General features: G+C 70.7%; 20 protein-coding genes and 2 pseudogenes. 9 read left to right on the top strand and 13 right to left on the bottom strand.

Going from position 1 to position 26,009, the window contains the following annotated elements:
- Both ACIHCQ_RS27205 and ACIHCQ_RS27210 read right to left on the bottom strand, forming a co-directional pair.
- Positions 1–852 carry a class I SAM-dependent methyltransferase gene (locus tag ACIHCQ_RS27205; protein WP_399667557.1) on the bottom strand — a complete coding sequence of 284 codons (852 nt, stop codon included), beginning with the start codon at positions 850–852 and terminating at the stop codon, positions 1–3.
- On the bottom strand, positions 849–1,898 hold the full coding sequence (locus tag ACIHCQ_RS27210; RefSeq protein WP_399667560.1) for a saccharopine dehydrogenase family protein: 1,050 nt from the start codon (positions 1,896–1,898) through the stop codon (positions 849–851). Before ACIHCQ_RS27210 ends, ACIHCQ_RS27205 begins: the two co-directional genes overlap by 4 nt.
- A gap of 60 nt (positions 1,899–1,958) precedes the next feature.
- On the opposite strand from ACIHCQ_RS27210, the gene ACIHCQ_RS27215 reads away from it, so the two are divergent.
- Both ACIHCQ_RS27215 and ACIHCQ_RS27220 read left to right on the top strand, forming a co-directional pair.
- Entirely contained in the window at positions 1,959–2,585 is a 627-nt protein-coding gene (locus ACIHCQ_RS27215; RefSeq protein ID WP_399667563.1) for a TetR/AcrR family transcriptional regulator, read from the top strand.
- 24 nt (positions 2,586–2,609) lie between these two features.
- Positions 2,610–2,717, top strand: a pseudogene (locus ACIHCQ_RS27220) (methyltransferase); the annotation flags it as partial.
- Here the strand turns inward: ACIHCQ_RS27220 and ACIHCQ_RS27225 are convergent.
- The 10 genes from ACIHCQ_RS27225 to ACIHCQ_RS27270 form a co-directional block, all read right to left on the bottom strand.
- A complete protein-coding gene (locus tag ACIHCQ_RS27225) occupies positions 2,692–3,744 on the bottom strand; it encodes an endonuclease/exonuclease/phosphatase family protein (RefSeq protein WP_399667566.1) in 1,053 nt (350 codons plus the stop codon). The pseudogene ACIHCQ_RS27220 and the gene ACIHCQ_RS27225 sit on opposite strands and share 26 nt — an antisense overlap.
- Positions 3,745–3,830: 86 nt before the next feature.
- Positions 3,831–5,645 carry an ABC transporter ATP-binding protein gene (locus ACIHCQ_RS27230; protein WP_399667570.1) on the bottom strand — a complete coding sequence of 605 codons (1,815 nt, stop codon included), beginning with the start codon at positions 5,643–5,645 and terminating at the stop codon, positions 3,831–3,833.
- 145 nt (positions 5,646–5,790) lie between these two features.
- Positions 5,791–6,933: a substrate-binding domain-containing protein gene (locus ACIHCQ_RS27235; RefSeq protein WP_399667573.1), complete on the bottom strand. Its 1,143-nt coding sequence runs from the start codon at positions 6,931–6,933 to the stop codon at positions 5,791–5,793.
- Between the two features lie 92 nt (positions 6,934–7,025).
- Positions 7,026–8,162 carry an ABC transporter permease gene (locus ACIHCQ_RS27240; protein WP_399667576.1) on the bottom strand — a complete coding sequence of 379 codons (1,137 nt, stop codon included), beginning with the start codon at positions 8,160–8,162 and terminating at the stop codon, positions 7,026–7,028.
- Positions 8,159–9,706 (bottom strand): sugar ABC transporter ATP-binding protein, encoded by a 1,548-nt coding sequence (locus ACIHCQ_RS27245; protein WP_399667579.1) that lies wholly within the window; start codon positions 9,704–9,706, stop codon positions 8,159–8,161. The genes ACIHCQ_RS27240 and ACIHCQ_RS27245 overlap by 4 nt, the downstream gene beginning before the upstream one ends.
- 115 nt (positions 9,707–9,821) lie before the next feature.
- Positions 9,822–12,719 (bottom strand): SpoIIE family protein phosphatase, encoded by a 2,898-nt coding sequence (locus ACIHCQ_RS27250; RefSeq protein WP_399667581.1) that lies wholly within the window; start codon positions 12,717–12,719, stop codon positions 9,822–9,824.
- Positions 12,720–13,997: 1,278 nt separating this feature from the next.
- Positions 13,998–14,879: an SDR family oxidoreductase gene (locus tag ACIHCQ_RS27255; protein ID WP_399667583.1), complete on the bottom strand. Its 882-nt coding sequence runs from the start codon at positions 14,877–14,879 to the stop codon at positions 13,998–14,000.
- Positions 14,880–15,012: 133 nt separating this feature from the next.
- Positions 15,013–15,381 (bottom strand): hypothetical protein, encoded by a 369-nt coding sequence (locus tag ACIHCQ_RS27260; protein WP_399667585.1) that lies wholly within the window; start codon positions 15,379–15,381, stop codon positions 15,013–15,015.
- 130 nt (positions 15,382–15,511) lie between these two features.
- Positions 15,512–16,675 (bottom strand): site-2 protease family protein, encoded by a 1,164-nt coding sequence (locus tag ACIHCQ_RS27265; RefSeq protein ID WP_399667587.1) that lies wholly within the window; start codon positions 16,673–16,675, stop codon positions 15,512–15,514.
- A 233-nt stretch (positions 16,676–16,908) separates the two neighbouring features.
- Positions 16,909–17,079, bottom strand: a complete 171-nt coding sequence (locus ACIHCQ_RS27270; protein ID WP_399667589.1) for a hypothetical protein — start codon at positions 17,077–17,079, stop codon at positions 16,909–16,911.
- 153 nt (positions 17,080–17,232) lie between these two features.
- Here ACIHCQ_RS27270 and ACIHCQ_RS27275 point away from each other — a divergent pair, with 153 nt between their 5' ends.
- The 7 genes from ACIHCQ_RS27275 (at position 17,233) to ACIHCQ_RS27305 (ending at position 24,738) form a co-directional block, all read left to right on the top strand.
- Positions 17,233–17,412 carry a hypothetical protein gene (locus ACIHCQ_RS27275; protein WP_399667592.1) on the top strand — a complete coding sequence of 60 codons (180 nt, stop codon included), beginning with the start codon at positions 17,233–17,235 and terminating at the stop codon, positions 17,410–17,412.
- 250 nt (positions 17,413–17,662) lie between these two features.
- On the top strand, positions 17,663–17,896 hold the full coding sequence (locus ACIHCQ_RS27280) for a hypothetical protein (RefSeq protein ID WP_109382240.1): 234 nt from the start codon (positions 17,663–17,665) through the stop codon (positions 17,894–17,896).
- 140 nt (positions 17,897–18,036) lie between these two features.
- Positions 18,037–20,079, top strand: a complete 2,043-nt coding sequence (locus tag ACIHCQ_RS27285) for an aconitate hydratase (protein WP_399667595.1) — start codon at positions 18,037–18,039, stop codon at positions 20,077–20,079.
- 43 nt (positions 20,080–20,122) lie between these two features.
- Positions 20,123–20,458, top strand: a complete 336-nt coding sequence (locus ACIHCQ_RS27290) for a ribose-phosphate pyrophosphokinase-like domain-containing protein (protein WP_399667598.1) — start codon at positions 20,123–20,125, stop codon at positions 20,456–20,458.
- 285 nt (positions 20,459–20,743) lie between these two features.
- Entirely contained in the window at positions 20,744–21,853 is a 1,110-nt protein-coding gene (locus ACIHCQ_RS27295) for an NAD(P)/FAD-dependent oxidoreductase (RefSeq protein ID WP_399667600.1), read from the top strand.
- An 83-nt stretch (positions 21,854–21,936) separates the two neighbouring features.
- Positions 21,937–23,106, top strand: a complete 1,170-nt coding sequence (locus tag ACIHCQ_RS27300; RefSeq protein ID WP_399667603.1) for a glycoside hydrolase family 3 C-terminal domain-containing protein — start codon at positions 21,937–21,939, stop codon at positions 23,104–23,106.
- A gap of 93 nt (positions 23,107–23,199) precedes the next feature.
- On the top strand, positions 23,200–24,738 hold the full coding sequence (locus ACIHCQ_RS27305; RefSeq protein WP_399667813.1) for a glycoside hydrolase family 43 protein: 1,539 nt from the start codon (positions 23,200–23,202) through the stop codon (positions 24,736–24,738).
- Between the two features lie 180 nt (positions 24,739–24,918).
- Here the strand turns inward: ACIHCQ_RS27305 and ACIHCQ_RS27310 are convergent.
- Positions 24,919–25,761 (bottom strand): annotated as a pseudogene (locus ACIHCQ_RS27310) (alpha-L-rhamnosidase C-terminal domain-containing protein); the annotation flags it as partial.
- Positions 25,762–26,009 lie beyond the last annotated feature (248 nt).

Genomic DNA, 26,009 nt, shown 5'->3' on the forward strand with positions numbered 1-26,009 from the left:
TTACTGATGTCCTGGATCGGCTTGGTCGGTCGGATCGGCGACCCGCCCGAGGGTCAGGAGGTAGGGGACGTCCATCAGGAGGCTGCCGTCGGCCGCCTGATTGTGCGTCTGGAACAGCGCGGCCAGGGCGGCTCGGGCCCTCTCCCAGCGCCCGGCGGCTTCCAGAGCCGTACGGTGCGCACGTAGCGGTCCTGGCTTGTTCTCGAAGAAGCGGACGGCGTCCGCCACCGACGGGTAGGCGACCCGGACGTACAGCACGCGCGTCCGCACGGCGACCGGGAGCGGCGCGAACCAGGTGCGGACGTGTCCAGGGTCCCCCCAGAGGGTCGGGCGCACGGTCAGGGGCGAGTCGTCAGGTGGGTGGTGGCTGAGGTGCTCGGTGACGGTCGGGGCGATCCGGCCCATCACCCCGTCCGGTGTCCAGGAGGCGATGGCGAGCACTCCCCCGGGTCGGCAGACCCGGGCCAGTTCGGCGGCGGCACGGCCGGGGTCGGGCGCGAACATCACGCCGAAGGTGGACAGGACGGCGTCGAACGTGCCCGCCGGGAACGGCAGAGCCAGCGCGTCCCCCACGACGAACCGCGCCCTCCCCGCGAGCCCTGCCCGCCGCGCCCGTTCCGCAGCGACCCGCAGCAGGCCCGGCTCCAGGTCCACTCCCACGACCCCGGAACCGGCCCGAGCGGCGGCGAGAGCCGCCGGTCCGGAGCCGGTGGCCACGTCCAGTACCCGCGGTACGGGCGTGTCCGCCGGGTGTCCGAGGTCGGCCAGCGCCAGGGCGATCACGTCGTGGGCGGCATGAGCCCAGGCATCGCCGACGGCGGTGTAGTCGCCGCCGCGCCAGTCGCCGCTCACCGCTGAGGCTGTGGGTCGAGGCGGCGCAGCAGCGTGACACCGTGAGCGGCCAGCGTCTCGGGCAGGTCGGCCAGTGCCCGCAGCTGCTCGATGTGGTGGACCCCCGCGGGCAGTGCCGCGGTGAGCAGCGCTCGGGTGACGTACGCGGCCACCAGGCCGGAAACGCGGCTCTGCTCCCGTCCGGTCAGGGCGTAGGCAGCGTGCCGGTCGCCGCGGCGGGCGTCGGCCCGTACCGCGAAGCCGTCGCCGCCGAGGTGGACCCGGCTGAAGGCCGCGGTCAGCATCCGCTGTACACCCGGCCTCGCCGTTCCCGTCCGCAGTAATCCGGTACGGCGCAGCGCGAAGAGCGCGGCGGTCAGCGGACGGGAGTCCAGGCACAGCCGTGTGGTCACCTCCGGGACTGAGAGCGTGCGGGAGAGCGAGTGCTGGTCGGAGAACGGGAACGGATGGGCGGTCCTCGTCCCGTATCCCGGCAGCACGGTCCGCTCCGGACGGGCCGTGACGGGTTCGGCCAGACCGGCGACGGTCCAGCGGACCGCATCGACGCCGTGCCGCTCGCCGGAACCGAGCAGCACGGTGAGATCGAGGCGCTGCGCACCGCCGACGGCGTCATGGGCCCGGCGAGCCAGCAGATTCGTCAGCCCGGGTGCGACGCCGACACTGAGCACGGCCGTGGCCCCGGCGCCGACGGCCAGGCCGTGCAGTTCCGCCACGGCGTCGAGCAGCCGCCGGGTGGCGCCGATGTCGACCATGTGGATGCCGCGCTCTAGACAGGCCCGTGCGATGACGGCGTCCGGCGGCTCGACGCACAGCACCACTGCCGTTACGTCACCCAGCCCGTCCAGCACCTGCCGGAAGCCGACCGGGTCGCTCACATCGATCCGTACGCCTCCATGCCGGCGGGCCCGGGCCTCGTCACGCCCGCCGGGAACCACTCGCCCGGGGAACCACTCGGCGAGCGTGGACGTCACCGTCGCCCCCACGGCTCCGTAGCCGCCGACGACGAGGATCCGGCCGGCCGGGCCATCGCACTTCGCTGTAGTCATACTCCAATGAATTACACTGTAGTCCCACTACAGTCAAAGCTTGTGTCCCGAGGAGACCCCGTGGCCGCGCCCATGACCCGCGCAGAGAAGGCCCGCCGCACCCGGCGGCGCATGCTCGACGCCGCCGCCCAGCTGTTCACCGAGCGCGGCTGGGCCGGCGCGACCATCGAGGACATCGCGCGTACGGCCGAAGTCGGCGTGCAGACCGTGTACTTCACGTTCGGCAACAAGCGCGCCCTCCTCAAGGAACTCCTGGACACAGTGATCGCCGGGGACACCACCTCCCTCGCGACGCTCGACCGCCCGTGGGCCCGCGCAGTGATCGAGGAACCCGAAGCCGCGGCCCAGCTCGCCCAACAGGCCGCCGGCGCCCGCCAGATCCTGCAGCGCGCCGCGCCCGTCCTGGAGGTCGTACGCGGCGCTGCCGCCGCCGACCCCGAACTGGCCGAGCTGTGGCGAACCAGCCAGCACCAGCGGCACACCGTGCAACTGCGCTTCGCCGAGGCCCTGGTGACCAAGGTCGACGGCCCACTGCGAGACGGCCACGACGCCGCGTCGGCCGCCGACATCGCCCTGACCGTGCTCGGTCCGGAAACCTACGCTCTGCTGGTCACCGGCCGGGGCTGGCCACCGTCACGCTGGGAACGGTGGGCCGCGGACGCACTCGTACGCCAGCTCCTCCCGTAGGCGGCTTTTTGCCGGCCGCGTGCGACTGCCGCTGTGGTGCCGTCGCGCTACGACTTCGGCCGGTTCAAAACGGTCGTGGACGTGGGCGGTGGCGACGGCACGCTGCTCACCACGATCCTGCGCGAACACCCGTCGGCGCACGCCCCCTCGCGGGCAGCAGCGCCAGCACGGCGACGACTGCCCGGTGATCCGTGCCCGGCACGGTCCGTTCGCCGACGGAGACGCCCGCCAGGCCGGAGCCGTGCAGGACGTGGTCGAGCTGGACCAGAGGCGGTACGAGGGTCATGCCGACGGGCCAGGTGCGCACCCATCCGTGGCCGAGTTCGGCGTGGGTGTCCGTGAGGCCGGACCCGAGCAGCTTGCGCATCGGCGCGTGGTCGAGCGAGGCGTTGAAGTCCCCCAGGAGGACGGTGTCCGGGCCGCTGTCCCGGGCGACGGAAGTGAGGGCGGTCATGTCCCGTGTCCAGCGTTTCGCGTCGCCGAGCGGGTAGTACGTGTGGACGGCCACCAGCCGTACGGTGCGTCCGCCGACCGTCACGTCCGCGGTGGTCTGCGGCCAGGCGGTGTCGGCGCGCAGCGGGCCGCCGCGGGTCAGCGGGAGGCGTGAGTAGATCGAGGAGTCGTACTCGGGGTGGAGTTCGTGGTGGGGCAGCAGCGTGTCCAGGCCGGCCTTGGCGAGCGCGGCAACGCCGGCGGACGGCAGCTGTTGCACGGCCAGTACGTCGATCCGCTCGGTCTGGACCAGCCGCACCAGCATCCGCGGATCCGCTCTGCCGACGTCAGCGTTGATGGTGGCCACGCGCAACTCGGCCGCGCGTGCCGGAACCTGTCGCTGGTCCGGTATGAAGCGCGGTACCAGCAGTGCGACTTGAGCCGTCGTGAGGATTGCGACGACGGTCACCGCCCATCGCGAGCGCAGAGCGGGAACGGCGAGCATGGCGCTCAGCACGAGCACGCTGAGCACGGCCGCGTAGGGGAAGAGCACGATGGGCACAGCGAGCGGTGTTCCCGCGTCCAGCCCCGTCAGCCGTACGACGAGCAGGGCGAACGGTCCGGCGAGCATGACGCCACAGCCCAGCAGTCCGAACATCCGGCCGCGCCGGCCGCTCGGCCGACGTAGGTCGGCCGCAGGCGGGGCGCCGACGGCAGTGTCCGTCATCTGTCCTCCACGAGTACGAATAGGCCCGCATGAGCTGCGCGGACGAGGTTGTCGGCAGGCGGAGGGCCACACCTGTCGGCTCGCCTTCAGTTCAGGTCGGCCTGCGCGGGGCTGTCGTCGAGGAAGCCGCCCGACTGGTGCTGCCACAGCTTCGCATAGGCGCCGTCCGACGCGAGCAGCTCCTGGTGCCTGCCCTGCTCGACGATCCGCCCGCGGTCCAGAACGACGAGCTGGTCCATGGTGGCGACCGTGCTCAGCCGGTGCGCCACCACGAGCGCCGTCCGCCCCTCCATGAGCCGCCACAGCGCCTCCTGGACGAGGATCTCGCTCTCGGAGTCCAGGGCGCTGGTCGCCTCGTCGAGCAGCAGGATCGGCGCGTCGCGCAGGATCGCCCTGGCGAGAGCGACCCGCTGGCGCTGTCCGCCGGACAGCTTGACACCGCGCTCGCCCACCATGGTGTCGAAGCCGTCCGGCAGCGCGTCGGCAAACTCCGTGACGTGCGCCGCCTCAGCCGCGCGGCGGATCTCGGCCTCGGTGGCGTCCGGCCGGGCGAACGCGATGTTGTCCCGCAGCGTGCGGTGGAACATCGCCGGGTCCTGTGGGACATAGGCGATCAGCTTGCGCAGGTCGGCCTGGCGCAGCCTGCTGATGTCCTGGCCCCCGATCAGGATCCGGCCCGCGCCGATGTCCGTCATCCGCAGCAGCAGCCGGGCGAGCGTGGTCTTGCCCCCGCCCGACCGGCCGACAAGACCGATCTTCGCCCCGCTGGGCACAGCCAGGTCGAGACCCTCGAAGAGCGCCTCCGCGCCCGCGTGGGCGAAGGTCACCTGCTCGAAGCGGACATCGGCGCCCCGGGACAGCAGCGGCTCCGGCAACGCCGGGTCGAGCACGGTCGGCGGCGTCAGCAGCAGTTCGGTGAACTGCGCGGCCTCCGTCATCGAGCTCTCCAAGCGGCGGTAGATCTGGTTGAACTCGAACATGATCCGCGTCGCGTTGGTGTAGTACGTGAAGGCAACCACGACCGCCTCCACACCGAGCCTGCCCCCGCCGAGAGCGACCGCGAGCAGCAGGCCCAGCGCGTTGGTCAGCACGGACATCGGCGCGACCAGCGTGTCGATGCGCAGGTTGCCGTAGTCCCACGACCTCAGCGTGAGCCGCCGCGACTCCGCGACGCGCCGGCGATGCTCCGCGGCCTCGCGTTCCTCGGCGGCGAACGCCCGGACCGTGTCCATGTTCATCAGGCTGTCGGCGACGTGGCCCGACACCCGGGCGATCGCCTCCTCACGCTGATCAACAAGCGCCTGGCGGCGACGGATGAGGGGTGCCACGCACAGCGCCGTCAGCGCGATCATCGCCAAGAGCCCGACAACGAGCAGCGGTTCATACCGCCACAGCACCACCGACCCGAACACCAGCGGCACCAAGCTGCCGACGACCGAGAACGTCAGCGTGTCGACGAACTCCTCGTAGCGGGAGGCGAAGCTCAGGACCCGCTTGGTCAGCGACCCGGCGAAGTTGTCGTGGAAGAACGCGGCGTCCTTGGCGAACAACTCGTCCATGCCCTTCACATACAGATGCTCAATGCCCAGGGCGTCAACGCGGTTCAGGAAATGCAGGCCGATGCGCCACAGTATCTCCGCGAGCAGCAGGACGCCGGCGAAGCCGAGGACGTAGGGCAGCGTCGAGCCGATGGTGATATCGGCGTCGCCGGCGATTCTGCCGACGAGCTTCGCGACGACCAGCGGCGCGATGTAGTTGATGCCGATGTTGCCCAGCGCCGGCAGCAGCATCGCGGGCACCGTCAGCCGCCGGAGCCGGGCCAACTCCCGTCCGTAATAACGAAGCGCGAGGAGCACCGAGCCCTTGCCCGGCGAAACCTCGCGCGATTCAGGCGATCCCATCCCACCCCTGTGTTGTCGTGCGGCAGCCCGTCAGAACTTCTCCGGGAAGATGCCGAAACCATCGCAGTGTCCCGCGACAGCGTCCGCGGAGTCCAAGCGTTTTTCTCAGCCGACGGCACGCCGCACACGTGTATCGCGCCTTGTGCTACTTGCCCCAGATCTCCCGGTACGCCTCCCGGTAGCCCGCCGGATTCCAGGTCGTGGCCCCGTCGCTGTTGGCGGCCGTGGTGATGTGGACGGGCGCTACGTATCCGCTGGCGGGTCGGCCGGCGAAGGCGCGGTTGAACTCGTCGATGATCTGCCAGCCCTGCTGGTACAGCGGCTCGGGAACGGTGGCGGCCTGGTACTGCTCACTGTTGATGCGCTGGAAGGCAGAGGGATCGCCGTCTCCCGCGCCGATGTTGAAGGGAGGGCCGGAGCCCGGTTCGCCGGCCGCGCGGAGGGCGGGGGCGGCATCGGCGAAGTACAGGTCGTTGATGGCGACGGAGTAGGTCCACTTGCTCTGGAAGCGCGCGAGGAGGGAGGAGACCTCCCGGGGGGTGCGGCTGCTCGCGTCCGGGATCGGGATGTTCTCGTACGCCAGCAGCTTCACGCCTCGGCAGGTGGCGAGCTCCTTCCTGATCAGCTCGGACTTGTTCTTGGCGAAGGGAATCGAGGCGTCGGTGAAAATGACGACCCCGGCGTTGCCGTTGGACCGCGAGATGACCCAGTCCGCGCTGATCCTGGCCACGTCCTCGACCTTGGTGGTGACGTTGGTGAAGAGCTCGGGCTTCCTGCTGGGGCCGGGGGCATCGACCGCGTGCCAGCCGACGAGCGGGATGCCCGCCGCGTTGGCCCGCGCGATTTGCCGTGAGGTCGAGTTGGGGTCGAAGCCGCCGATGACGATGCCCGAGGGCTTGAGGGCCACGGCTTGGCTCAGTGCGGCCTGGAGGCCGGCCGGGGTGCCTCCTCCGTCGATCACCCGGACGTTCCAGCCGATGACCTTCGCGGCTTCCCTCACACCGTTCGCGGCGCCCGCGATGCCGGGGTTGGTCATGGTCTGCGCGACGTAGACGATGGTCTTGCCGGATACCGCCGCGGGGCCGCTGGTCGGGCCGTTCCAGGAGACGTTGGCCTGCTCGGCCTGCCTGACGGCCGCCTCGGCCCTGGCGACGACGGCGGGGCAACCGCTCGGGCCCTCGGTGGAATCCCTGGGACCGGTCGACGCGCCGCGCTCGCAGCCGGCGAGGACGGCTGTCGCTGCCAGCAGTACGGCGGCGGTGAGGGGGGTCTTGCGGTGGGAGTGCACGGGAGCTCCTCGCGGAGGGATGAGCGGGGTGCGGTCGGACGTGCTTGCCTCGGCAGCCCGTTGTCGGCGCCAATGGAGGCGGTGCCGGTGAGTCATGGAGTGCTCCCGGGTGTGCCGTCCTGCGTCGGCGCGGCCGGAGGCGCCGGCGGGTTGGTGGGCGACTCGCGGGCCACGGTGGCGCTGGTGGCGCCGGTACGCAGCCGGCGGCGGGCCGCGTATCCGGCCAGCCCGACGGCGATGAGCAGCGTGCCACCGTTGAACAGCGGGGTTGCCCAGAACTGGGCGCCGAGCTGGCCGATACCGGCGAGGCCTACGGCGAGGACGGCGACGGCGACGAGGGTGCCCATGGCGTTGGGGCGGCCGGGTTTGATGGCGGTGGAGCCGAGCAGGGCGCCGACGAAGGCGGGCAGCAGGTAGTCGATGCCGACGCTCGGGTTGCCGATCTGCTGCTGTGCCGCGAGCAGCACACCGGCGAAGCCGACGATCAGGCCCGATCCGGCGAAGGCGTAGATGGAGTACTTGCGGGTGGGGACGCCCACGAGGTCGGCGGCGCGGGGGTTGGAGCCGACGACATACAGGTACCGGCCGAGTGGCAGTCGCTCCAGCAGCAGCCAGAGGGCGACCGCGAGGGCGAGCGCGTAGAAGGCGGATACCGGAAGGCCGAGGAACGTGGAGTCGTAGAGGTGGGTGAAATCCGCCGGCAGGCCTTGCGGTCCGGGGATGATCCGTCCGCCGTCGGTGATCCAGCCGCTGCAGGCGTACAGCATGCTGCCGGTCCCGAGCGTGGCGATGAGGGAGTCGATCCTGGCGAACTCGACCACGACACCGTTGAGGATGCCGACGACCGTCCCCCCGAGGATCACCGCGAGGCAGGCGAGCGGCCAGGGCCACCCGTCGTTGACGATGAGCCGCATCACCATGACGTGCGCCAGGCCGAGACCGTAGCCGATGGAGAGGTCGAATTTGCCGGTCACGATGGGGACCATCGCGCCGAGCGCGAGGATGGCTGGAATCGACTGGCTGGACAGGATCGAGGAGATGTTGTCCAGGGTGGGGAATGTGCGCGGGAGAGCGACGGAGAAGACCAGGAACAGCAGGGCGGTGAGGGCCAGAAGGCCGTAGGTGCCGATGAGGTGCCCGCCCGGTCCGCCCCATCGACCGGGCCCGCGCGGCTGACCCGACCGGCCCGACCACCCCCGTCGGGATCCGGGCGAGGGGGAAGTGGTCATCGGTTCGTCGGGGTTCCGGGAGAGGGCATGGCCGAGGCTGTCCGGGTGAGTCCGGAGACGGTGAGTGCCGCGCCGCTCAGTTCGGCCGTCACGGCCCCGCGGACGAACACCAGGGCGCGCCGGCACACGCCCGCGACCTCCTCGAAGTCGGTGGAGATGAGCAGTACCGCGAGGCCGGTGGCCAGCGCGTCGTCGAGCAGGCGGTAGATCGCGGCCTTGGCACCGACGTCCACGCTTGCGGTGGGCTCCTCGAGGATGAGCAGGCGCAGGCCCACTCGGAGCCACCTGCCGACCATGATCTTCTGCTGATTGCCGCCGGACAGGGTGGCGATCGGGGCCTCGCTGTCGTGGGGAACCACCGAGAACCGTTCGATCAGGCCGGTGGCCTCGGCGCGCTCGCGGCGGGGGCTGATCCAGCGCAACGCCGGCAGGCCGCCCGCTCGGGGGTTGGCCAGGAGGTTCTCCCGTACGGTCAGTTCGGCGGCGCAGCCCTCGTCCTGCCTGTTGCCGGTCACGAAGCCGACACCGAGGCCGACGGCGGCGGCGACCGTACGCGGGCCGTACGGCCGGCCGCCCAGAAGTACCCGCCCGCCGAGGACAGGCCGGGAGCCGGCGAGGGCGCGGCCCAGGTCCCTGTGCCCGGCGCCTGTGAGGCCCACCAGGCCGAGGATTTCACCGGCACGCACTTCCAGGCTGACGGGTCCGGCTTCCCTGGTCCGTACGCTGTCGAGGGTCAGGACGGCCGGGCCGCCGACGGGGACATCGGCCGGCGGGTGGCTGGGCAGTTCCTCGCCGACGATGTCGTGCACCAGATGGGTGGGGCTGTAGCCCGCCAGCGGGCCCTGGCCGACGAGGCGGCCGTCGCGCAGGACGGCAAAGGTGTCGGCGACCTCGTACACCTCGTCCAGGCGGTGGCTGACGTAGAGGATGCCGTGCCCTCGGTCGCGCAGGGTGTGCAGTACGCCGAAGAGCCGGGCGCAGTCCGCGGCGGGGAGGCTGGCGGTCGGCTCGTCGAGGACGATGAGTTTCGCGCGCGTCGCCAGGGCACGGGCGATGGCGACCAGGGAGCGCTCGGCGGGTGCGAGGTCGGCGATCCGGGCGTCGGCTTCGAGATGTCCGGCGATGATCCGCAGGGCCTCGGCGCAGCGCTCCCGGGTCCGTGGCCAGGAGATCAGTCCGGCGCGGCGTGTATACCCGATGCTCAGGGCGATGTTCTCGGCGACCGTCATCCACTCCACGAGACCGAGGTCCTGGTGGATGAAGGACATGGCCCGCGAGGCGGCATCGGTCCCGAGCCGGTGCCCGGCCACCATCACCTCTCCCTCGTCGGCGTGGTGGACGCCCGCGAGCACTTTGATGAGCGTGGATTTTCCGGCGCCATTGGGGCCGAGGAGAGCGAGAACGCTGCCGCCGTGGATGTCGAGGTCGACCCCGGCCAGCGCCAGAGTCCCGCCGAATCGCTTGCTGAGACCGCGTATGCGGACGAGCGGTTCCGCTTCGACGGGCGCGGGTGCGTTCACCGAAGTGTCGGGAGCGTCATGCACGGACTTCTCCGAGGGTCGGCCTGGCGAGTTCACCCCGGCTTGTATCAGGGGTACCAATGGGATCTAATATCCCATTTCCGACACCCTGCGGTCCGTTGTGACGCCAACGGGTCGCTCAAGCCGCGTCGAGCGCGCATTCGGCCCAGATGACCTTGCCGCCCGGTGTGTAGCGCGTGCCCCATGCCTGGGCCAGTTGTGCGACGAGAAACAGGCCACGGCCGCCTTCGTCGGTGGTGGCCGCCCGGCGCAGATGCGGGGCGGTGCTGCTGGTGTCGTGGACCTCGCAGATGAGGGTGCGGGCGTGGAGCAGCCGTACCTGGATGGGCCCGGCGCCGTGCCGGATCGCGTTGGTGACCAGCTCACTGAGCAGCAGTTCCGCGGCGAACGCGACCTCGTCCAGCCCCCAGTCCGTCAGCTGCCGGGTCGCGGCGGCACGTACCTCGCTGACGCGGGCCGGGTCGGCGGGCAGGTCCCAGGTGGCGATCCGTCGGGGGTCCAGGGCGTGGGTGCGGGCGACCAGCAGTGCGACGTCGTCGCCGGGGTGGGTGGGCGCCACGGCGTCCAGGATCGCTTGGCAGGTGTCCTCCGGTGACCGGTTCGGATGGTGGGCCAGGGCTCCGCGCAGGTCCTCGAGGGCCACGTCGATGTCGCGGCGGCGGTCCTCGATGAGTCCGTCGGTGTAAAGGACCAGCTGGCTGTGGGCGGGTACGTGGATCTCGGCGGCTTCGAAGGGAAGGCCGCCCAGGCCGAGAGGGGGCCCGGCAGGCAGGTCGGGGAATGACACCGTGCCGTCGGTGCGGACCAGCGCGGGCGGCAGGTGCCCGGCGCGGGCCATGGTGCACTGTTGCGAGGTGGGGTCATAGATGACGTACAGACATGTCGCGCCGATGATGCCGACGCCATGGGATGCGGGGTCGTCCCTGCCCTCCTCCCGGTCCAGGCGCACCACGAGATTGTCGAGGTGGGTGAGGACCTCGTCGGGGCTGAAGTCGAGTTCGGCGAAGTTGCGTGCGGCGGTGCGCAGTCGGCCCATGGTGGCGGCGGCGTGCATTCCGTGGCCGACGACATCGCCGACGACGAGGCCGATGCGGTTGCCGGAGAGCGGGATGACGTCGTACCAGTCTCCGCCCACGTCCGACTCGGCGGGCAGATAGCGATGGGCGACCTCGACGGCGTCCTGATCGGGCACTCCGTGTGGGAGCAGGCTGCGCTGCAGGGCCAGCACCATGGTGTGTTCGCGGGTGTAGCGCCGGGCGTTGTCCATGGAAAGCGCGGCGCGGGTGGCGAGTTCCTGGGCCAGCGAAAGGTCGTCGTCCCCGAAGGGGGCGGAGTCCTGCGCGCGATAGAAGCTGGCGATGCCCAGGATGACACCGCGGGCGACCAGGGGGACGACGATGAGGGAGCGGACGTGGGCGAGGAGCCACTCTGTGTACTCGGGGTCCTGGTCCTGGGCAAGCCAGCTCGCGGCGGTCTCCAGGTCGGGTTCCAGCAGTGCCTGTCCGCTGGTCAGGGACCGCAGCTGGGGCGTGGTCGGCGGGAAGTCGACCCGCTTGCCGACGGGACGGAAGAGGCCGTCGTCGCGGATGCCGTGGACCACCGCACGGCGCAGGTCGGTGCGGGGGTCGGTGGGCTCCTCGCCGCGCAGTACGGTCTCGGGCAGGTCGATCGTGACGAAGTCGGCCAGTCGCGGGACGGCCGTATCGGCGAGTTCCTGGCCGGTATGGCACACATCCAGGGTGGTGCCTATGCGGGCGCTGGCCTCGGACAGCAGCTCCAGGCGGCGGCGCGCCGCGAGAGCGTGCTTCCCCACCCCCGGCTCGCCCACCAGCACCAGCTCGCCAACCGGCCCGTTGGTGGTGTCGTCGGTGGTGGTGGTGTCGGTGGTGGTGGTGTCGTCGGGCTTGCCGCTCACGTCGGCCGTCGTGGCGGCCCGGCCGCGTACGGCGTCGGGCCGCCTGGACGACGGGGCGACAGCGGCAACACTGAGGCTGAGCGGCTCGTCCGCTTGGAGACTGAGCGGCTGGCCGGCCGGGTGCGGGATGGCGTGGTGCTGTCGTGGTGTGCGGGCGAAGAGCGGTGAGTGAGGAGGGAGGACGGCCTCGATGGCGATGCCCTCCACCCCCGAGGCGCTCCTCATCGGGCGGCTCAGGAGGGTGACCCGCCGACCGCCGGACAGGGGCACCTCGACGGCAGCCCGCTGCGCGGCGGAGATCAGCTCGGTGGCCTTCTCTTCGATGATCGCCCGATCACGGGGGTGCAGTGCCTGGGCCAGTCCGTCCACCTCGATGGCGTGCCCGGTTCCCGACGGCTCGCCGGTCCGCGCGCTGCCGGCTTTGCGGTACGCGCGCAGCAGGCCGCGTTCCCGCACCGAACTCTGGTCCAGCAGCCGCCGTTCGATGGCCTGGGCCGCCGCGCGTATCACCGTGTCCAGCACCGGGTCCGCGGCGCTCCGCGGATAGCCGAGGCACAAGATGCCTTCGATGCGCCCGCTGAGCGGGTCGCGGACGGGAATCGCGCGGCAGCCGTTCGCTTGGGAGCGCTCGGCGAAGTGCTCGGCACCGTGGACCTGAATGAGATGCCTTTCCGCGAGCGCCAGACCGATGCCATTGGTACCGGCGACCTGCTCGGCGAACACGAATCCCGGCACACGCTGGAACGCCGGGAGAGCGCCGGCCAGGGATTGCTCTCCGAAACGGCGCTGGAGCACCGTCCCGTTCCCGTCGGCGAGGGAGATGTTCATCGGGCTGCCCGCGAACCTGGCCTGCAGCCGGTCGAGCGTAGGACCAGCCGCGCGGACGAGGCGGCTGTCCGGGTCGAAATCCTCCCGGTAGGGAGGGTCGGACTGGTCCGGTGACAAGCCCAGAGACAGACAGCGCTGCCACGAGTGCAGGATCGGGCTTCTCACGCCTGTCTCAACCGGCTCACCCTGCAGGAACCGCTCACGGGGTTGTGCGGGCCCTGCGCCGCCCGCCTCAAGACCCATCCGAACAGGTTCCTCACCGGGTCGGTCCATGCTTCACCTCGCTGATTCCCCCAATGGCCCGATCTTCGACCATATTGCGGTATTGGTGCGGATAAGGTGCATGATACGGAGGATATTCCTCATGTGGGGTGACCGGTGGGAACCGGTTATCACAGGACCGCGACCGGGTTGGCCCTGACCGACGCCTGAGGTAGGAAGCGCGGCCGCGGGGTACTCGCTGCGGATCGAGGAAGAGCCTGCTGTCGGCCTGCTGTCGCCGCTCGTGAGTCGTTCTTCTGGCCGCCGACCTTCTGGCGCCGGCGCCTGCGGACGGCCCGTTGCCTGTGCGACTTCGACTCCTCGGTGGCGGCGGTGCGGGCGGTGAGCCGGTTCCTTCGCGGCAAGGATTTCAGAGGACTCGGCGTCGGTCCCGGATCCGCGCGGCCGGCCGACCTCGTATCGCATCTGCCCTCCCCCGCGCGACGGCGATTGTTCGTGTTCGCCGCCTATCTGCAGGGCGCACCGCTGACGCGGGTACGCCGAGTGGGCGGCGAGGACCTCGCGGCCTGGACCGCCGCTCAGTACGGCCCCGGCCCGTACCCCGCGGCCTTCATCGGATCCGGCAGCGGGGCCGCCGTCCACCTCGCAGCCGCCCTGCACGCTCCCGTCCTGCCCCAGACCTACCTGGTACCGGTGCGGGCCCGGCTCGACCCCGACCAGCCGCGCGCGGCACTGAAAGCGGGCCGGGAGTTCGGCCGGCAGCTGGTGGAGGCCAACCCCGACCTCGCCCTGTGTCATATGCACGACCCGAGCCAGGACCGGGCGATGCTCGTGCGTTTCATGTACTTCCGGTTCAAGCGGCTGCGGCTCGGTGCGGTGCTGGAACGGTTCCTGGAGCAGCGGCTCGCTCCGGGCGCGACCCTCTTCATCGTCGACTGCACCCTCACCTGGGCCATGTCGGTACTGGGCGACCGGCACCGCTTCCAGTTCGGCGCCCTCGGCGGTATGCCGGCCGACGAGTACGCGGGCGGCAGCGACCGCATCGCCCGGCACCTCGCCGAGCAGAACGCTCCGGTACGCCAGTGGGACGCCCCACCGCCGGACGAGCGGTACCCGGAGGCCGAGTGGGGGTACGACGACAGCCTCACGCCCGACATCACGGCACTGGCGGCCCGCTGCGGCTACCAGGTGCGCCGCATCACCATCGGCGAGCCGGAGCACCTCAGCCCGCTCGTGGCCGACCTGTACCGCTGGTGGTACCGCCGGCGGGGCCTGCCGGCCGACCGGCTGCTCGTCGAGACGTACAACCAGTGGGAGCCGCACTGGACGCTACGGCTGGGCGCCGTACCCTTCTGGCTGCAGTTCACCGCCGAGTCGTCCTACCGCGGGGGCCGGCTCCTCGCGGGAGAGATGGGCCCGGTCCACCTGCCGCGCCGCCGCCCGCTCCAGCAGCCCGGGAGCCGTCCGCGACTGCAGCGCAATGGCCCGCCCCATCGGGCCGACCACCACCTCGCGCCGCGGCACGCGGACGACGTCCACGATGGCGTGGGCGACACGCCGGGCACTGTAGACCGGGGGCATGGCCACGACCTTCCGGCCCGTGTAGTTGGCCGCGTGCTGGAACAGCGGGGTGTCGATGCTGGCCGGCAGCACCGTGCACACATGGATCTTCTTGGCCCCCTCGATCCGCAGTTCCTGCCGCAGGCTCGCTCCGAGCGCCCGGACGGCGTGCTTCGACATGACGTACGCGTGGGTGTAGGGCTGGCTGACCACCCCGACGACCGAGGAGACGTCGACCAGCGTGCCGCTGCCCTGCTTGCGCATGGTGCGCAGCGCTGCCCGCGCTCCGTACACGTAACCCATGACATTGACGTCGATGACCTTGCGGAAGTCCTCCAGCGGCACCTCCTCGAACGGTCCGAAGACCGTGACGGCCGCCGCATTGACCCAAACGTCGATCCGTCCGAACCGCTCCACGGCGCGCTGGGCGAGATCGTCAACCGCCGCGACGTCCGTGACGTCGGTCGGAACGACGAGCGCCCGAGCGCCCCGGTGCCGCTCGCAGTCTCGTGCGGCGGCTTCCAGCGCCTCCTCACCCCGGGCGGCCAGCACCACGGCACAGCCCTTGCGGGCGAACGCCTCCGCGGTGGCCCGTCCGATGCCGCTCGACGCCCCCGTTACCACCACTACCGAATCGCGCACTCGCATCATGCCGCCTCCTCAGGGATGACCGGCGTAGGGGTGCGAAGCCGAACCCTCAGCTCAGCCGGTACCCGACGCCACGCGGTGCAACCGCCGGGCCTGGATCTCCGGCCCGGACCGTCTGATGCCTGCCGGCTCAGCCTCATCCGGGACGACCAGCAGCCCGGAAGCCCCAGAACCGCTCGTGTTCGTCCGGCTGCGGCAAGTGCTTGCGCCCGATGAGGCGCTGAACGTCCTCGATGACGTTATGCGGCATGGTCACTCGCCGCCCCACGTGTCGACGACGGGTGGGTGCCCGGTAGCGCGAGGTCGATGTGCACCCGCCGGCCGAGGCGCCGGGCTGCGGGCGGCGCGGTGGGAAACGGACGTCGTGCAGCGGCGCACGGTCCACGACCGTGCCGCGGCGCCGCCGCGCCAGGCGGTACTTTTGGCCCGCGTCGGCACCGCGGGCGACGACCTCGCGATCGCCGCGCAGGATCACCTGCCGCGCTTCGGCGCGGATCCGGCTCACGTCCAGGATAGGAGCCGCTACGCGCTGGTGGGCCCTGCCGTCATCAGCGGCAATAGGTGGGGGGCACGGTCGGGCCGGGCATCGCTTCGGTGATGCTGGTGCCGCACAGTGGGCCGCTCTCGCACCGTCGTCACAACGGGTACCCGCGCCTCTCGCCGATGCCACGGTTCCAGGGTGTCGAGGTGAGCCAGCTGAGCACTCGGTTGATGTCGGACGAGGACACGATCCCCACCAGTCGGCCCTGCTCCATCACCAGTGCGCGGCGCGCGGGCGAGGCCTCCAGTCTGAGCAGCAGACCGCCCAAGGGTTCGTCGGGACCGGTGGTGACGACCTCGTCCATGGGGAACATGACATCCGCGACGGTGGTGTCCATCCCGTCCCGTCCCGCGCTCTCCTGGGCACGGTGGACGGTCACCAGTCCCACCGGCGCCGCGTCGTCGTCGGACATCACGGGGAAGGCCGAGTGCCGGTAGCGAAACGCGGGGCCCCGCAGCAGTTCCTCGATGGTCAACCCGGCGTGGGCTGACACCGGATCGGGTGTCATGGCCTGGCGTACGGAGACCCGGTTCAGCGCTTCCTTCATCTGCGCGTGCCCTCCTTCGGCCGTCGCGGCGGCGATGAGGAACCAGCCGATGAGCGCCAGCCAGAGCCCGCCCAGTCCACCCAGGAGGAACTGATAGAGGCCCAACAGTACGAGGAACCAGCCCAGGACACGGCCGGCGATGGTGGCGACCGACGTGGCCCGCAGCCGGTTTCCGGTACGCCACCACACAAACGCCCGCAGCAGCCGGCCGCCGTCGAGCGGAGCGGCCGGGAGGGCGTTGAACACGGCGAGCAGCACATTGATCCCGGCCAGCCACGCCACCGCCTCGACGGGGAGGCCGGACAGCCCCAGTGCCACCAGCACGGCCGCCAGCGCCGCGAACATGATGCCCAGGACCAGGCTGACCAGCGGGCCTACGCCTGCAACCCGCAGCTCCGCACCCGGGCTGGGCGCCTCGTCCTTCAGTCGGGCGGCGCCGCCGAGCAGCCACAGCGTGATGCTGTCCGCCTCCATGCCGTTGCGGCGGGCGACGACCGCGTGGGCGACCTCATGGGCCAGCAGAGACCCGAAGAAGACCAGGGCCGTGAGGATGCCCACCAGCCAGTACTGCCACAGGGACCGTCCTGGGTGGGCCTCGGGCAGCCGCCCCTCCGACAGGCCCACCGCGATGATCAGGAAGATGACCAGGACGCTCCAGTGGACGCCGACACGGATGCCGGCGATGTGTCCGAGCCGAAACGTCTCACGCACCGGTCCCACCACACCGTTCACGATGCCGTCGTGCCCGTCGTGTCGCCCCTGCGGCTTCCGTGCTCCACGGCCCCGAGGGGGCAGGGCAAGTGAGCGGGTACCCACCGGGACCCCGCCCTGAACGTCTCTTCCGTCGGTCAGTCCTCTACAGCCCATCCAGCCGACCGGGCCACGGGTCCTCAGCGTCCGGGTGCGAGGTCACCGCAAAGGGGGCGCCGTCGGCGAGCGGCACGCTATGACTTCGTATCCGGTTCGTGTCGACGGGTTTCGAATTCAGTGTGGCCGTTGGGGCATTTCGGTATCTTGTCGCCTTGCGTCACATGGACTTTCCCGTCACATTGGGCGCAGTAGAAGTCCCCTGTTTTCTGGGCCTTCTCGCCGGCTTTTGCCGTCATCACAGTCATCTCCTCTGAGATGCGGACCCCTGCCACACCCCCGAGTTTCCCGCAGGCTGCACCAAAACAGCCTGGGCTGCCGCCCAGGACAGCCCTCGCGCTCCTCTCGCCGTGTCACGGCCGAAGGTGAAACATGGGGTTAGCGAGCGAAGGAGGCCCGTCATGCAATCCGGAGCCTCGGATTACGACCGCTGGCTGTACGCGCATACCCCATCGCAGGCCGAGGGGGAGCGCAACGAGCCGGACGAGCGCAGCACCCTGGAACAGCACCCGGACGTGCCCAGGACCGAACCATCTCAAGCGGAGGGCGAGCGGGCGGACGACGTCCGGACGAGAGAGTGAGCTCCGCGCCGGAGAGACCCGGAGTCAGCAGATACGCCGGGTCATGGATGGACGACGGGCTGCCGGGCCGAGGCGGGGCGGCCGCCCACACCCATAGCGTCTTCCCGCGCCCAGCAGAGTGATTTCAGGTATGCCGCTCGGGCGCGGGCCGACGTGCCGCCCCGAGTGCTGTGCGGCTTGTCGCTACCTTCCAGTGACGCCGACGCAGGCACTCCGGCTTGTCCATGCAACAACGAGGAGTTGACCATTCATGGCCGTGTGCGAGGTTTGCCAAAACGACTACGAGAGCTCGTTCGAAGTGCACGCCGCAGGTGCGGTCCACACCTTCGACAGCATCGAGTGCGCCGCCCAGAAGATGGCACCGGTCTGCGACAACTGCCAGTGCCGCATCCTCGGCCACGGCCTACAAGCGGACGGGCAGTACTTCTGCTGTGCGCACTGCGCCCGCCAGAAAGGTTTCGCGCAACTCGTGGATCATGCCTGACGGACGGATCCCGCGGTGGGCCGACGGCCTGCTGGTGCGCGAGCAGCCGCACGGGATGCGATGCGTACACGCGATCCGTACATCAAGGCGCGTACGACTACCGGCGACCGCTGGGCCATGCCCTTCAGCTTGCCGCCCGGATGCAGCACGCGCACCCTGGCCTTGTGACGCGGTCTCACGGCACGCTGGCGCACCGGCTCATCGTCGATCATCTCGTCGACGGGCGGATGGAACCAGGACACGAGATCGGGCTGCGGATCGACCAGACCCTCACCCAGGACGCCACCGGCACCCTGGTGATGCAGGAACTGGAGGCCCTCGGCCTGGACCTGGTCCGTACCGAGGTCAGCGTCCAGTACGTCGACCACAACCTGCTCCAGGCAGACGAGCGCAACGCCGAGGACCACGCCTTCCTGCGCTCCGCCTGCCGCCGCTTCGGCATCTGGTACTCCAAGCCCGGCAACGGTGTCTCCCACCCCACCCATATGCAACGCTTCGGCGTTCCCGGCAAGACACTGGCCGGATCGGACTCGCATACCTGCGCTGCGGGGTCGCTCGGGATGCTCGCGTTGGGCACCGGTGGCCTGGAGGTCGCGCTCTCCATGGCCGGACGGCCCCTGCACGTGACCATGCCGGAGATCTGGGGCGTCCGCCTGACCGGCCATCTGCCGGAGTGGGTGAGTGCCAAGGACGTGGTGCTGGAGATGTTGCGACGGCACGGCGTCAAGGGGGCGGTCAACCGGATCCTGGAGTACCACGGCCCGGGCCTGGCGGGTCTGACCGCCATGGACCGGCACGTCATCGCGAACATGGGCGCCGAGCTCGGCGCGACCACCTCCGTCTTCCCCTCTGACTCCCCGGTGCGCGACTTCCTGCGCGCCGAGGACCGCGAGACGGACTTCCACTGGCTCACCTCCGAGCCGGACGCCGTCTACGACCTCACCGACGAGATCGATCTCTCCACCCTCGAACCGCTCATCGCCCGCCCCACCTCGCCCGGCAATGTCGTCCCGGTACGCGAGGTCACGGGCGAGCCCGTCGGGCAGGCAGTCATCGGCTCCTCCGCCAATCCGGGGCTGCGCGACTTCGCCATCGCCGCGGCCATCGTCACCGGCCGCCAGACCGACCCCGCCGTCAGCTTCGACGTCAATCCCACCTCCCGCGAGATCCTCGCCGACCTCACCAAGATGGGTTCCACCTTCGCCCTGATCGCCGCCGGTGCCCGCATCCACCAGGCCGGATGTCTCGGCTGCATCGGCATGGGCCAGGCCCCGGCAGTGGGCCGCAACAGCCTGCGCACCTTCCCGCGCAACTTCCCCGGCCGCTCCGGCACCGAACAGGACGCGGTCTGGCTCTGCTCCCCGGAGACGGCCGCCGTCGCCGCCCTCACCGGCAAGATCACAGACCCCCGGGACTGGGCAGCCAAGGAGGGCGTGCCCTACCCGCGGCTCCGCCTTCCCGGGCACGCGTCGGTCAACCGCGCGATGCTCGAGCCTCCGCTGCCGCCCGAGCAGGCCGCCCGTATCGAGCTCGAACGGGGCCCGAACATCTCCGGCCTGCCTCACTTCGATCCGCTGCCCGACGTGCTGGCGGGCCCGGTCCTGCTCAAGTGCGGCGACAACGCCTCCACCGACGAGATCTCACCGGCCGGGGCGAAGGCGCTGCCGTACCGCTCCAACATCCCCAAGCTGGCCGAGTTCACCTTCACCCGGATCGACCCGGACTACCCGCGACGCGCCGCCGAGTTGGCCACCGAGGGCAGGCCCGGCCAGCACATGGTTGTCGGCGGCGAGAACTACGGCCAGGGCTCCTCCCGCGAGCACGCCGCAATCACCCCGCGTCACCTGGGGCTGCGCGCGGTCATCGCCAAGTCCTACGCCCGCATCCACTGGCAGAACCTGGCCAACTTCGGCGTCCTGCCCCTGGAATTCGCCGACCCGGCCGACTACGACCACATCGACCCCGGCGACCGGCTGCGACTGGAGAACCTGCACGCCGCACTGGCCCCCGGAGCCAAACCCCACCTACGGCTGCACAACACCACCAAGGACGAGACCTATCAGGTCCGCCACAGACTCTCCGACAGCCGCCGCCGCACCGTCCTCGCCGGAGGCATCATTCCGGCCCTCGCACGCGAGGACCATGCGGGCCGAGGCTACGAAAGCCCCGAACCATCGGCGTGAGCGCCAACGCACGTGTGGTGACCTGTGGAGGCGATGATGGCTTTTGCTTCTGCTGCTGAATACATACCGCCGAGGTGGCGCGCACAAGATCACCGCCGTCCTACCGTATTTCGGTTACGCCCGGCAGGACCGTAGAACGCAGGCCGGCGAGCCGGTGGGCGCCCAGGTCGGGGTCGTCGTGGACGACATGATCAGGACTGGCGCGACGGTGGAAGCAGCCGTCCAGGTCCTCCTCGCCCGCTGCCGCGGACATCACCGTGGCCGCGAGCCACGGCCTGCTGATGGCAGACGCCCGCAGCCGACTGGCTGTTCGGTGTGCTCGCTCTGCCGGCCGGGGCGCCCGATGTTGCCGGAGACGATCGCGGTCCGGGACTGTTGACTGCACGCGACCGAGCATGCTCGGCTTGTAACCACTTACATCTCAAAGGGGTGGCCGACACGAGAAATCGCTCTGCGCGGCACGCGTGCCCGCCATCCCCGCTGCCCTGCCTGAACATCAACCAACGCGGACGACGCACCGGGGCATCGTCGCGGTGCGCTACCACGCCCGAGGCCAGAGCCTGCGTGGCCATCGCACAGGGGCCCGGGCGGTGCCGAACTGGGCGCACCGTCCCGCCACCCACCCGGCCACCCGCCCCGCGAGAGAAAAGGGAGGCAGATCAGCGTGGTTGAGCACGTAGTTGTCATCGGCGCCGGCGTCTACGGAGCGGCGGTGACTGCCTCGCTGACGCGGCGGGGTGCCCGCGTCACCGTCGTGGACGCCGGTGCGCCGGCGGGCGGCACCTCGGGTGCGACATTCTCGTGGACCAACTCCTGCGGTAAGCAGCCACGGCCCTACCACGACCTCAGTGTCGCGAGCATGCAGGCCCACCGGCAGCTGGCGGCCGAAGTACCCAACAGCGACTGGTACCACGAGGGCGGCAACCTGGAATGGGCCGCCGACGACGCCGGGCGCGAGGAACTGCGCAAGAAGGTCGCCGGCGTCCTGGACTACGGATACGAGGCGTGTTGGCTCAGCCGGGCGGAGGCGCTGCGCCTCGAACCCGACATCGACCCCGCCGGACTGCCGGCGGATGGGATCGCCTACTTCCCGCGCGAGGGCTGGGTCGAGCCGACCCGCCTCATCGGCCACCTGCTCTCCAACGCGGTCTCCCGTGGTGCCGAGCTGGTACGCGACGACCCTGTCACCGGCCTGGAGTCGACCGCCGGTCTCGTGCGCGCTGTCCGGCTCGCCTCGGGGCGGCAGCTCTCCGCGGACGCGGTCGTCAACTGTGCGGGGCCGCAGGCTGCCAGGATCGCCGAGCTCGCCGGCCTTGTTCTGCCGATGCGCAACACCCGCGGTGTACTCATCTACACCTCGCCGGTCGCGGTCTCGGTGTCGCGCGTCATCCACGCCCCGCACGTCCATCTACGCCCGGACGGCGCCGGACGGCTCCTTCTGCACACCCCTGAGACCGACAGTGCGGCCTACGTGTCCGACACCGGTGAGATCAGCGTTGAGCGATCAGCGGTGACAAGAGTGCTTGAGGCGGGCCGTGCGCTGTACCCCGGGATCCGAGCCGCGACCGTGGAAAGCGTTCGGGTGGGTGAACGGCCCATCCCCAGCGACGGCCTCCCGGTCCTGGGACGGGCGGTCGAGCTGCCCAACTTCCATTTCGCCGTCTCGCACAGCGGTGCGACCCTGAGCGTCCACGCCGGCGACCTGGTCGCGGCCGAGGCGCTCGGCGAGAAGCTGGGCGAAGCCCTGGCCGCGTTCCGGTTCGAGCGGCTTTGACCAGGTGGTGGGCTGCACATCCGGTGTGCGGGCACAGTCGCGTTCTCGACCGGGGAGTGCCAGTCCGGCCGGATTTCATTGACATGGCGGCCCCAAGCCAGTGCCTCGTACGCGATCCGGATGCCGTGTGCCGCGGCCCGGTTGGCGAGCGGGTGCAGCTGCTCAGCGGCGAGCGCGTCATCGCCGACCGCGTCCGGGGGACATTCGCTACCAAGGGGTTGCCCGCTGTGAGTCCCGCTTCCGTGCCCCGCCCGCTCGCCGAACGCGTCGAGAACCTGCCGTCGCGGCTGACCCTCGCCGAGCGGATCGCGACAGCCGCGGCGTGGACCGCGCACGGCGGCCAGGAAGGCGGCCACGCGCCGGCCTCGGTCCTGCTCGGCGACGCCGAACCGGCCGGCCGACTGCCGCAGAACTGGTACCGGGCCGACGAGTTGCCCGCCCGGCTCGACTACGACCTCGTCAAGGCCGGCTGGACCTACCAGTACCACCGCGCACAGCCGCTGTATGCCTTCGGCCACGGCCTGTCCTACACCCACTTCGACCACGCGGGACTGCGGCTGAGCACGCGGCGCACCACCCTGGACGGCAGCGTCACCGTCTCCGTCACCAGGGAAACCGTCCAGCTGTACGTCCGCACGCTCGGCACGCGTTACGAGGCACCGCTGCTGAAGCCGGCCGACTTCCGCAAGGTGAGCCCGGGGTCCGGCGCCTCGCGGGAGGTCGAGGTCACCTTGGACGCGTCCGAAGCGCCGGCCCACTGGTCGGTCGCCGAGGATGCCTTCGTCGTCGGCCCCGGCGAGTACCCGGTGCTCGTCGCGCGCTCGGCCGGGAACGTGGTGCTGAGCGCGCCGCTGACGGTCACCGGCCCGGAGCCGGCACCGCGTACGGCGGTCGGGCGCCGGGTGAACGCCGCCGGCTGCCACGACTACACCGGCATCGTCCTCGTGGACACCACCCGCGCGGCCGGCGACCCCGTGACGCCGACGGACCCCGATGCGCCCACCGACGCCCGCGGCGTCATCGCCGAGGTGTCCCGTACCGCGCCGGGCCAGGGTCGGCTCAAGGTGTGGGCACGTGCGGTCGGCCCCGGCGGCACCCTGCTGGCCGCTCTGCCCGTACCGAGCACCGGCGACCGTTACGCCTGGACCACGACCACCGCCGACCTGGCGGACCGACTCCCGGGTGTCCACGACCTGTACGTGGTGCTCACCGGTGAACTCCGCCTGGCGGCCTTCGGCTTCACGCTCCGATAGCCACCGCCCGGACCCCTTGACCCCGCGCGGACGATTCCGCGCGGCGCACTTCCCCCGACCACACTCCTCAGGATGGACATGGCGTTCATGGACATGGCGTTCTTCGACAATCCCGTGATTCCGGGCTTCAGCCCGGACCCGAGCGTCTGCCGGGCCGGCGACGACTACTACGTGGCAACGTCCAGCTTCGAGTACGTACCGGGCGTGCCGCTCTGGCACAGCCGTGACCTGGTGCACTGGCGGCTGATCGGGCACGCGCTGGACCGGCCCTCGCAGCTTGCGCTGCCCGACACGGCCCCGTCCTCCACGGGGGTGTACGCGCCCACACTGCGGTACCACGATGCCCGGTTCTGGCTGATCACGACCGTGGTCGCCGGGGCGGGCAACGTCCTGGTGACCGCCGAGGACCCCGCGGGACCGTGGTCGGACCCGGTGCCGGTCGCCGTACCGGGCATCGACCCCGACCTGGCCTGGGAGGAGGACGGGACCTGCTGGTGCGTGTTCTCGTCGGGCGGGATCCGCGGGGTCCGCATCGATCCGAAGTCCGGCGAACTGCTGGGCGAGCCGGTGCCGATGTGGTCGGGCAGCGGACTGCAGTACCCCGAGGGCCCGCACCTGTACCGGATCGGCGACTGGTGGTACCTGCTGCTGTCGGAGGGCGGCACGGAACGCGGCCACGCGCTGTCGGTGGCCCGAGCCCGCACGCTGCCGGGACCGTTCGAACCGCACCCGGCCAACCCGGTGCTCTCCCACCGCAGTACCAACCATCCGGTGCAGAACACCGGCCACGGCGATCTGGTGCAGGCGCACGACGGCACGTGGTGGATGATGCTGCTCGGCACCAGGCCTCGCGGCGACACACCGATGTACCACGGCATGGGCCGGGAGACGTTCCTGACACCGGTGCGGTGGGAGGACGAATGGCCGCTGCCCGGCCCGCTGGAGCTGCGTGCGCAGGCCCCGGCGCTGCCGCCGCATCCCTGGCCGCAGGAGCCGGACCGGGACGACTTCGACTCCCCCGCGCTCGCTCCCTGCTGGGTTTCGCTCCGGCGGAGTGACCCCGAGGCCGTGCGTCTCGATGAGCAGCCGGGTCACCTTGTGCTGCACGCCCGCGCGGACAGCCTGGACAAGCCCGGCGCGCTCTTCGTAGGACGCCGCCAGCGCGACGCCGACTGCACCGCGCGCACACTGGCCGATGTCGCCGAAGGCGGCCGGGGCGGGCTCGCGGTACGGCTGGACGAGGCGCACCACTACGAGGTGGAGGCGGGCGACGGCATGGTCCGCGCGGTCGCCAGGATCGGCCCACTGCGCCATGCCATCGCCGAACGGGCCGTGCCGTCCGGCCCCGTGACCCTGCGGATCGACGTCACGACGTCCGACGTCCTGCCGCCCACGGTCACTTCCCGCGGCACGGACCCTGAGGCAACTCCCCCGCCCGGCCTCCGCGTCGGCGGCCCCGACACGCTTCGCCTGGGCTACGAGACGGACGGAGGTGACTTCGAGATCCTCGCCGAACTCGACGGCCGCTACCTCACCACCGAGGTCGCCGGCGGCTTCACCGGTCGCGTCTTCGGCATGTACGCCACGCGGGGCAGCGCGGCTTTCGACTGGTTCGAGTTGCGGTCCGCCTGACAGGTGCTCCCCACCACGGCCGTACTCGACTGACGGTGCGGCCGTGGTGCACGCGCACGACCACGATCGAGTGCGCCGGGGTGACGTACCACGTCACCAAGTCCCGCACCTCGGTGACCGGCACGACCGGCTGACCACGCGATGTGGCTCTCGGCGTCACGTCCGTACCGCGTCCGCCGCTCAGTGGAGCCGTACGGTCAGGTGGTACCGGCCGGACGGGAGCCGGTACGAGGACACCCCCTCCGCGTGACCGAGGAAACGCACCCCGTCCACGCGTGCCAACGGCGTCCGTCCTTCGCGGACGGAATCGGCGGAGGCCGCCGGAAGGCGCAGGGGCGCCTCGCTGTTCGCGGGCACGACCGCGTCGTACACCAGGGTCCGGCCCGCGTGGTCGAGCGTCCATTCGCTTCTGATCTCGCCGTACGGCGACTCGTACGAGCTCGACACCTGCGTGATCCTGCCGGTCGGATCGATGTGGGGTTGCAGCAGGAAGCGCTTGAAACCGGGGTTGTCCGGGTCGCGGGCGATGCCGGCCATGTACGCGTACATCCACTCCATGATCGCGCCGTAGGCGTAGTGGTTGAAGGAGTTCATGCTGACCGGGCCGAGGCCGGCGTCCTCGGAGTAGGAGTTCCAGCGCTCCCAGACGGTGGTGGCACCGTTCTTCACCGAGTACAGCCAGGACGGCAGCGCGTCCTGGTGCAGCAGCTTGTACGCCAGGTCCCCACGGCCCTCATCCGCGAGGACCAGAGCGAGGACGTTGACGCCGAGGAAACCTACGGACAGCGTGTTCTCGGCGTACTTGACCCGGCTGCTGTTCGGATGCGTCGCCTTGTAGGCCGCGTCGTTGCCGATGTTGTCGGCCAGCAGCGCGACGAGCGTGCGGCGCTGGGCTTCCGTCTCGTAGAACCCGAGCTTGAGGACCCACAGCAGCGCTGACTGGCTGTTGTCCTCCGTCTTCGCCGTGACCTGGCCGCCCTCGGTGCTCAGGTACTTGGTGATGAACGCCTGCCTGATGCGTCCGCTGCGACAGCGTAGATCAGGCACCATGGCCGCCCAACTGACCAGCCAGCCCCTGGCCATAGCCCCTCGCCCCTTCTCCCCCGGCCCGAAGCCAGCCACCTACTGGCCGCAACGGCTGCGTACCCCGATTGACCGCGACCGCGGCGCTGGGGAGCGATGGGAGCAAGGAGCGGAAGAGGGCTCCGCAGCCGCGCCCGGACGCGCGAAAGGGGCCATCCGAAGATGGCTCCTCACCTGTGGACCTGCTG

It is taken from the genome of Streptomyces sp. NPDC052236 (genome assembly GCF_044548015.1).
In the GTDB taxonomy this organism is placed as follows: domain Bacteria; phylum Actinomycetota; class Actinomycetes; order Streptomycetales; family Streptomycetaceae; genus Streptomyces.

Bases quoted from the DNA above. Each gene is read 5' to 3' on its own strand.
- ACIHCQ_RS27210 (WP_399667560.1), bottom strand. From the start codon at position 1,898: ATGACTACAGCGAAGTGCGATGGCCCGGCCGGCCGGATCCTCGTCGTC.
- ACIHCQ_RS27225 (WP_399667566.1), bottom strand. From the start codon at position 3,744: ATGACGGACACTGCCGTCGGCGCCCCGCCTGCGGCCGACCTACGTCGG.
- ACIHCQ_RS27230 (WP_399667570.1), bottom strand. From the start codon at position 5,645: ATGGGATCGCCTGAATCGCGCGAGGTTTCGCCGGGCAAGGGCTCGGTG.
- ACIHCQ_RS27240 (WP_399667576.1), bottom strand. From the start codon at position 8,162: ATGACCACTTCCCCCTCGCCCGGATCCCGACGGGGGTGGTCGGGCCGG.
- ACIHCQ_RS27250 (WP_399667581.1), bottom strand. From the start codon at position 12,719: ATGGACCGACCCGGTGAGGAACCTGTTCGGATGGGTCTTGAGGCGGGC.
- ACIHCQ_RS27255 (WP_399667583.1), bottom strand. From the start codon at position 14,879: ATGATGCGAGTGCGCGATTCGGTAGTGGTGGTAACGGGGGCGTCGAGC.
- ACIHCQ_RS27270 (WP_399667589.1), bottom strand. From the start codon at position 17,079: ATGACTGTGATGACGGCAAAAGCCGGCGAGAAGGCCCAGAAAACAGGG.
- ACIHCQ_RS27275 (WP_399667592.1), top strand. From the start codon at position 17,233: ATGCAATCCGGAGCCTCGGATTACGACCGCTGGCTGTACGCGCATACC.
- ACIHCQ_RS27280 (WP_109382240.1), top strand. From the start codon at position 17,663: ATGGCCGTGTGCGAGGTTTGCCAAAACGACTACGAGAGCTCGTTCGAA.
- ACIHCQ_RS27285 (WP_399667595.1), top strand. From the start codon at position 18,037: ATGCAGCACGCGCACCCTGGCCTTGTGACGCGGTCTCACGGCACGCTG.
- ACIHCQ_RS27300 (WP_399667603.1), top strand. From the start codon at position 21,937: ATGGCGGCCCCAAGCCAGTGCCTCGTACGCGATCCGGATGCCGTGTGC.
- ACIHCQ_RS27305 (WP_399667813.1), top strand. From the start codon at position 23,200: ATGGCGTTCTTCGACAATCCCGTGATTCCGGGCTTCAGCCCGGACCCG.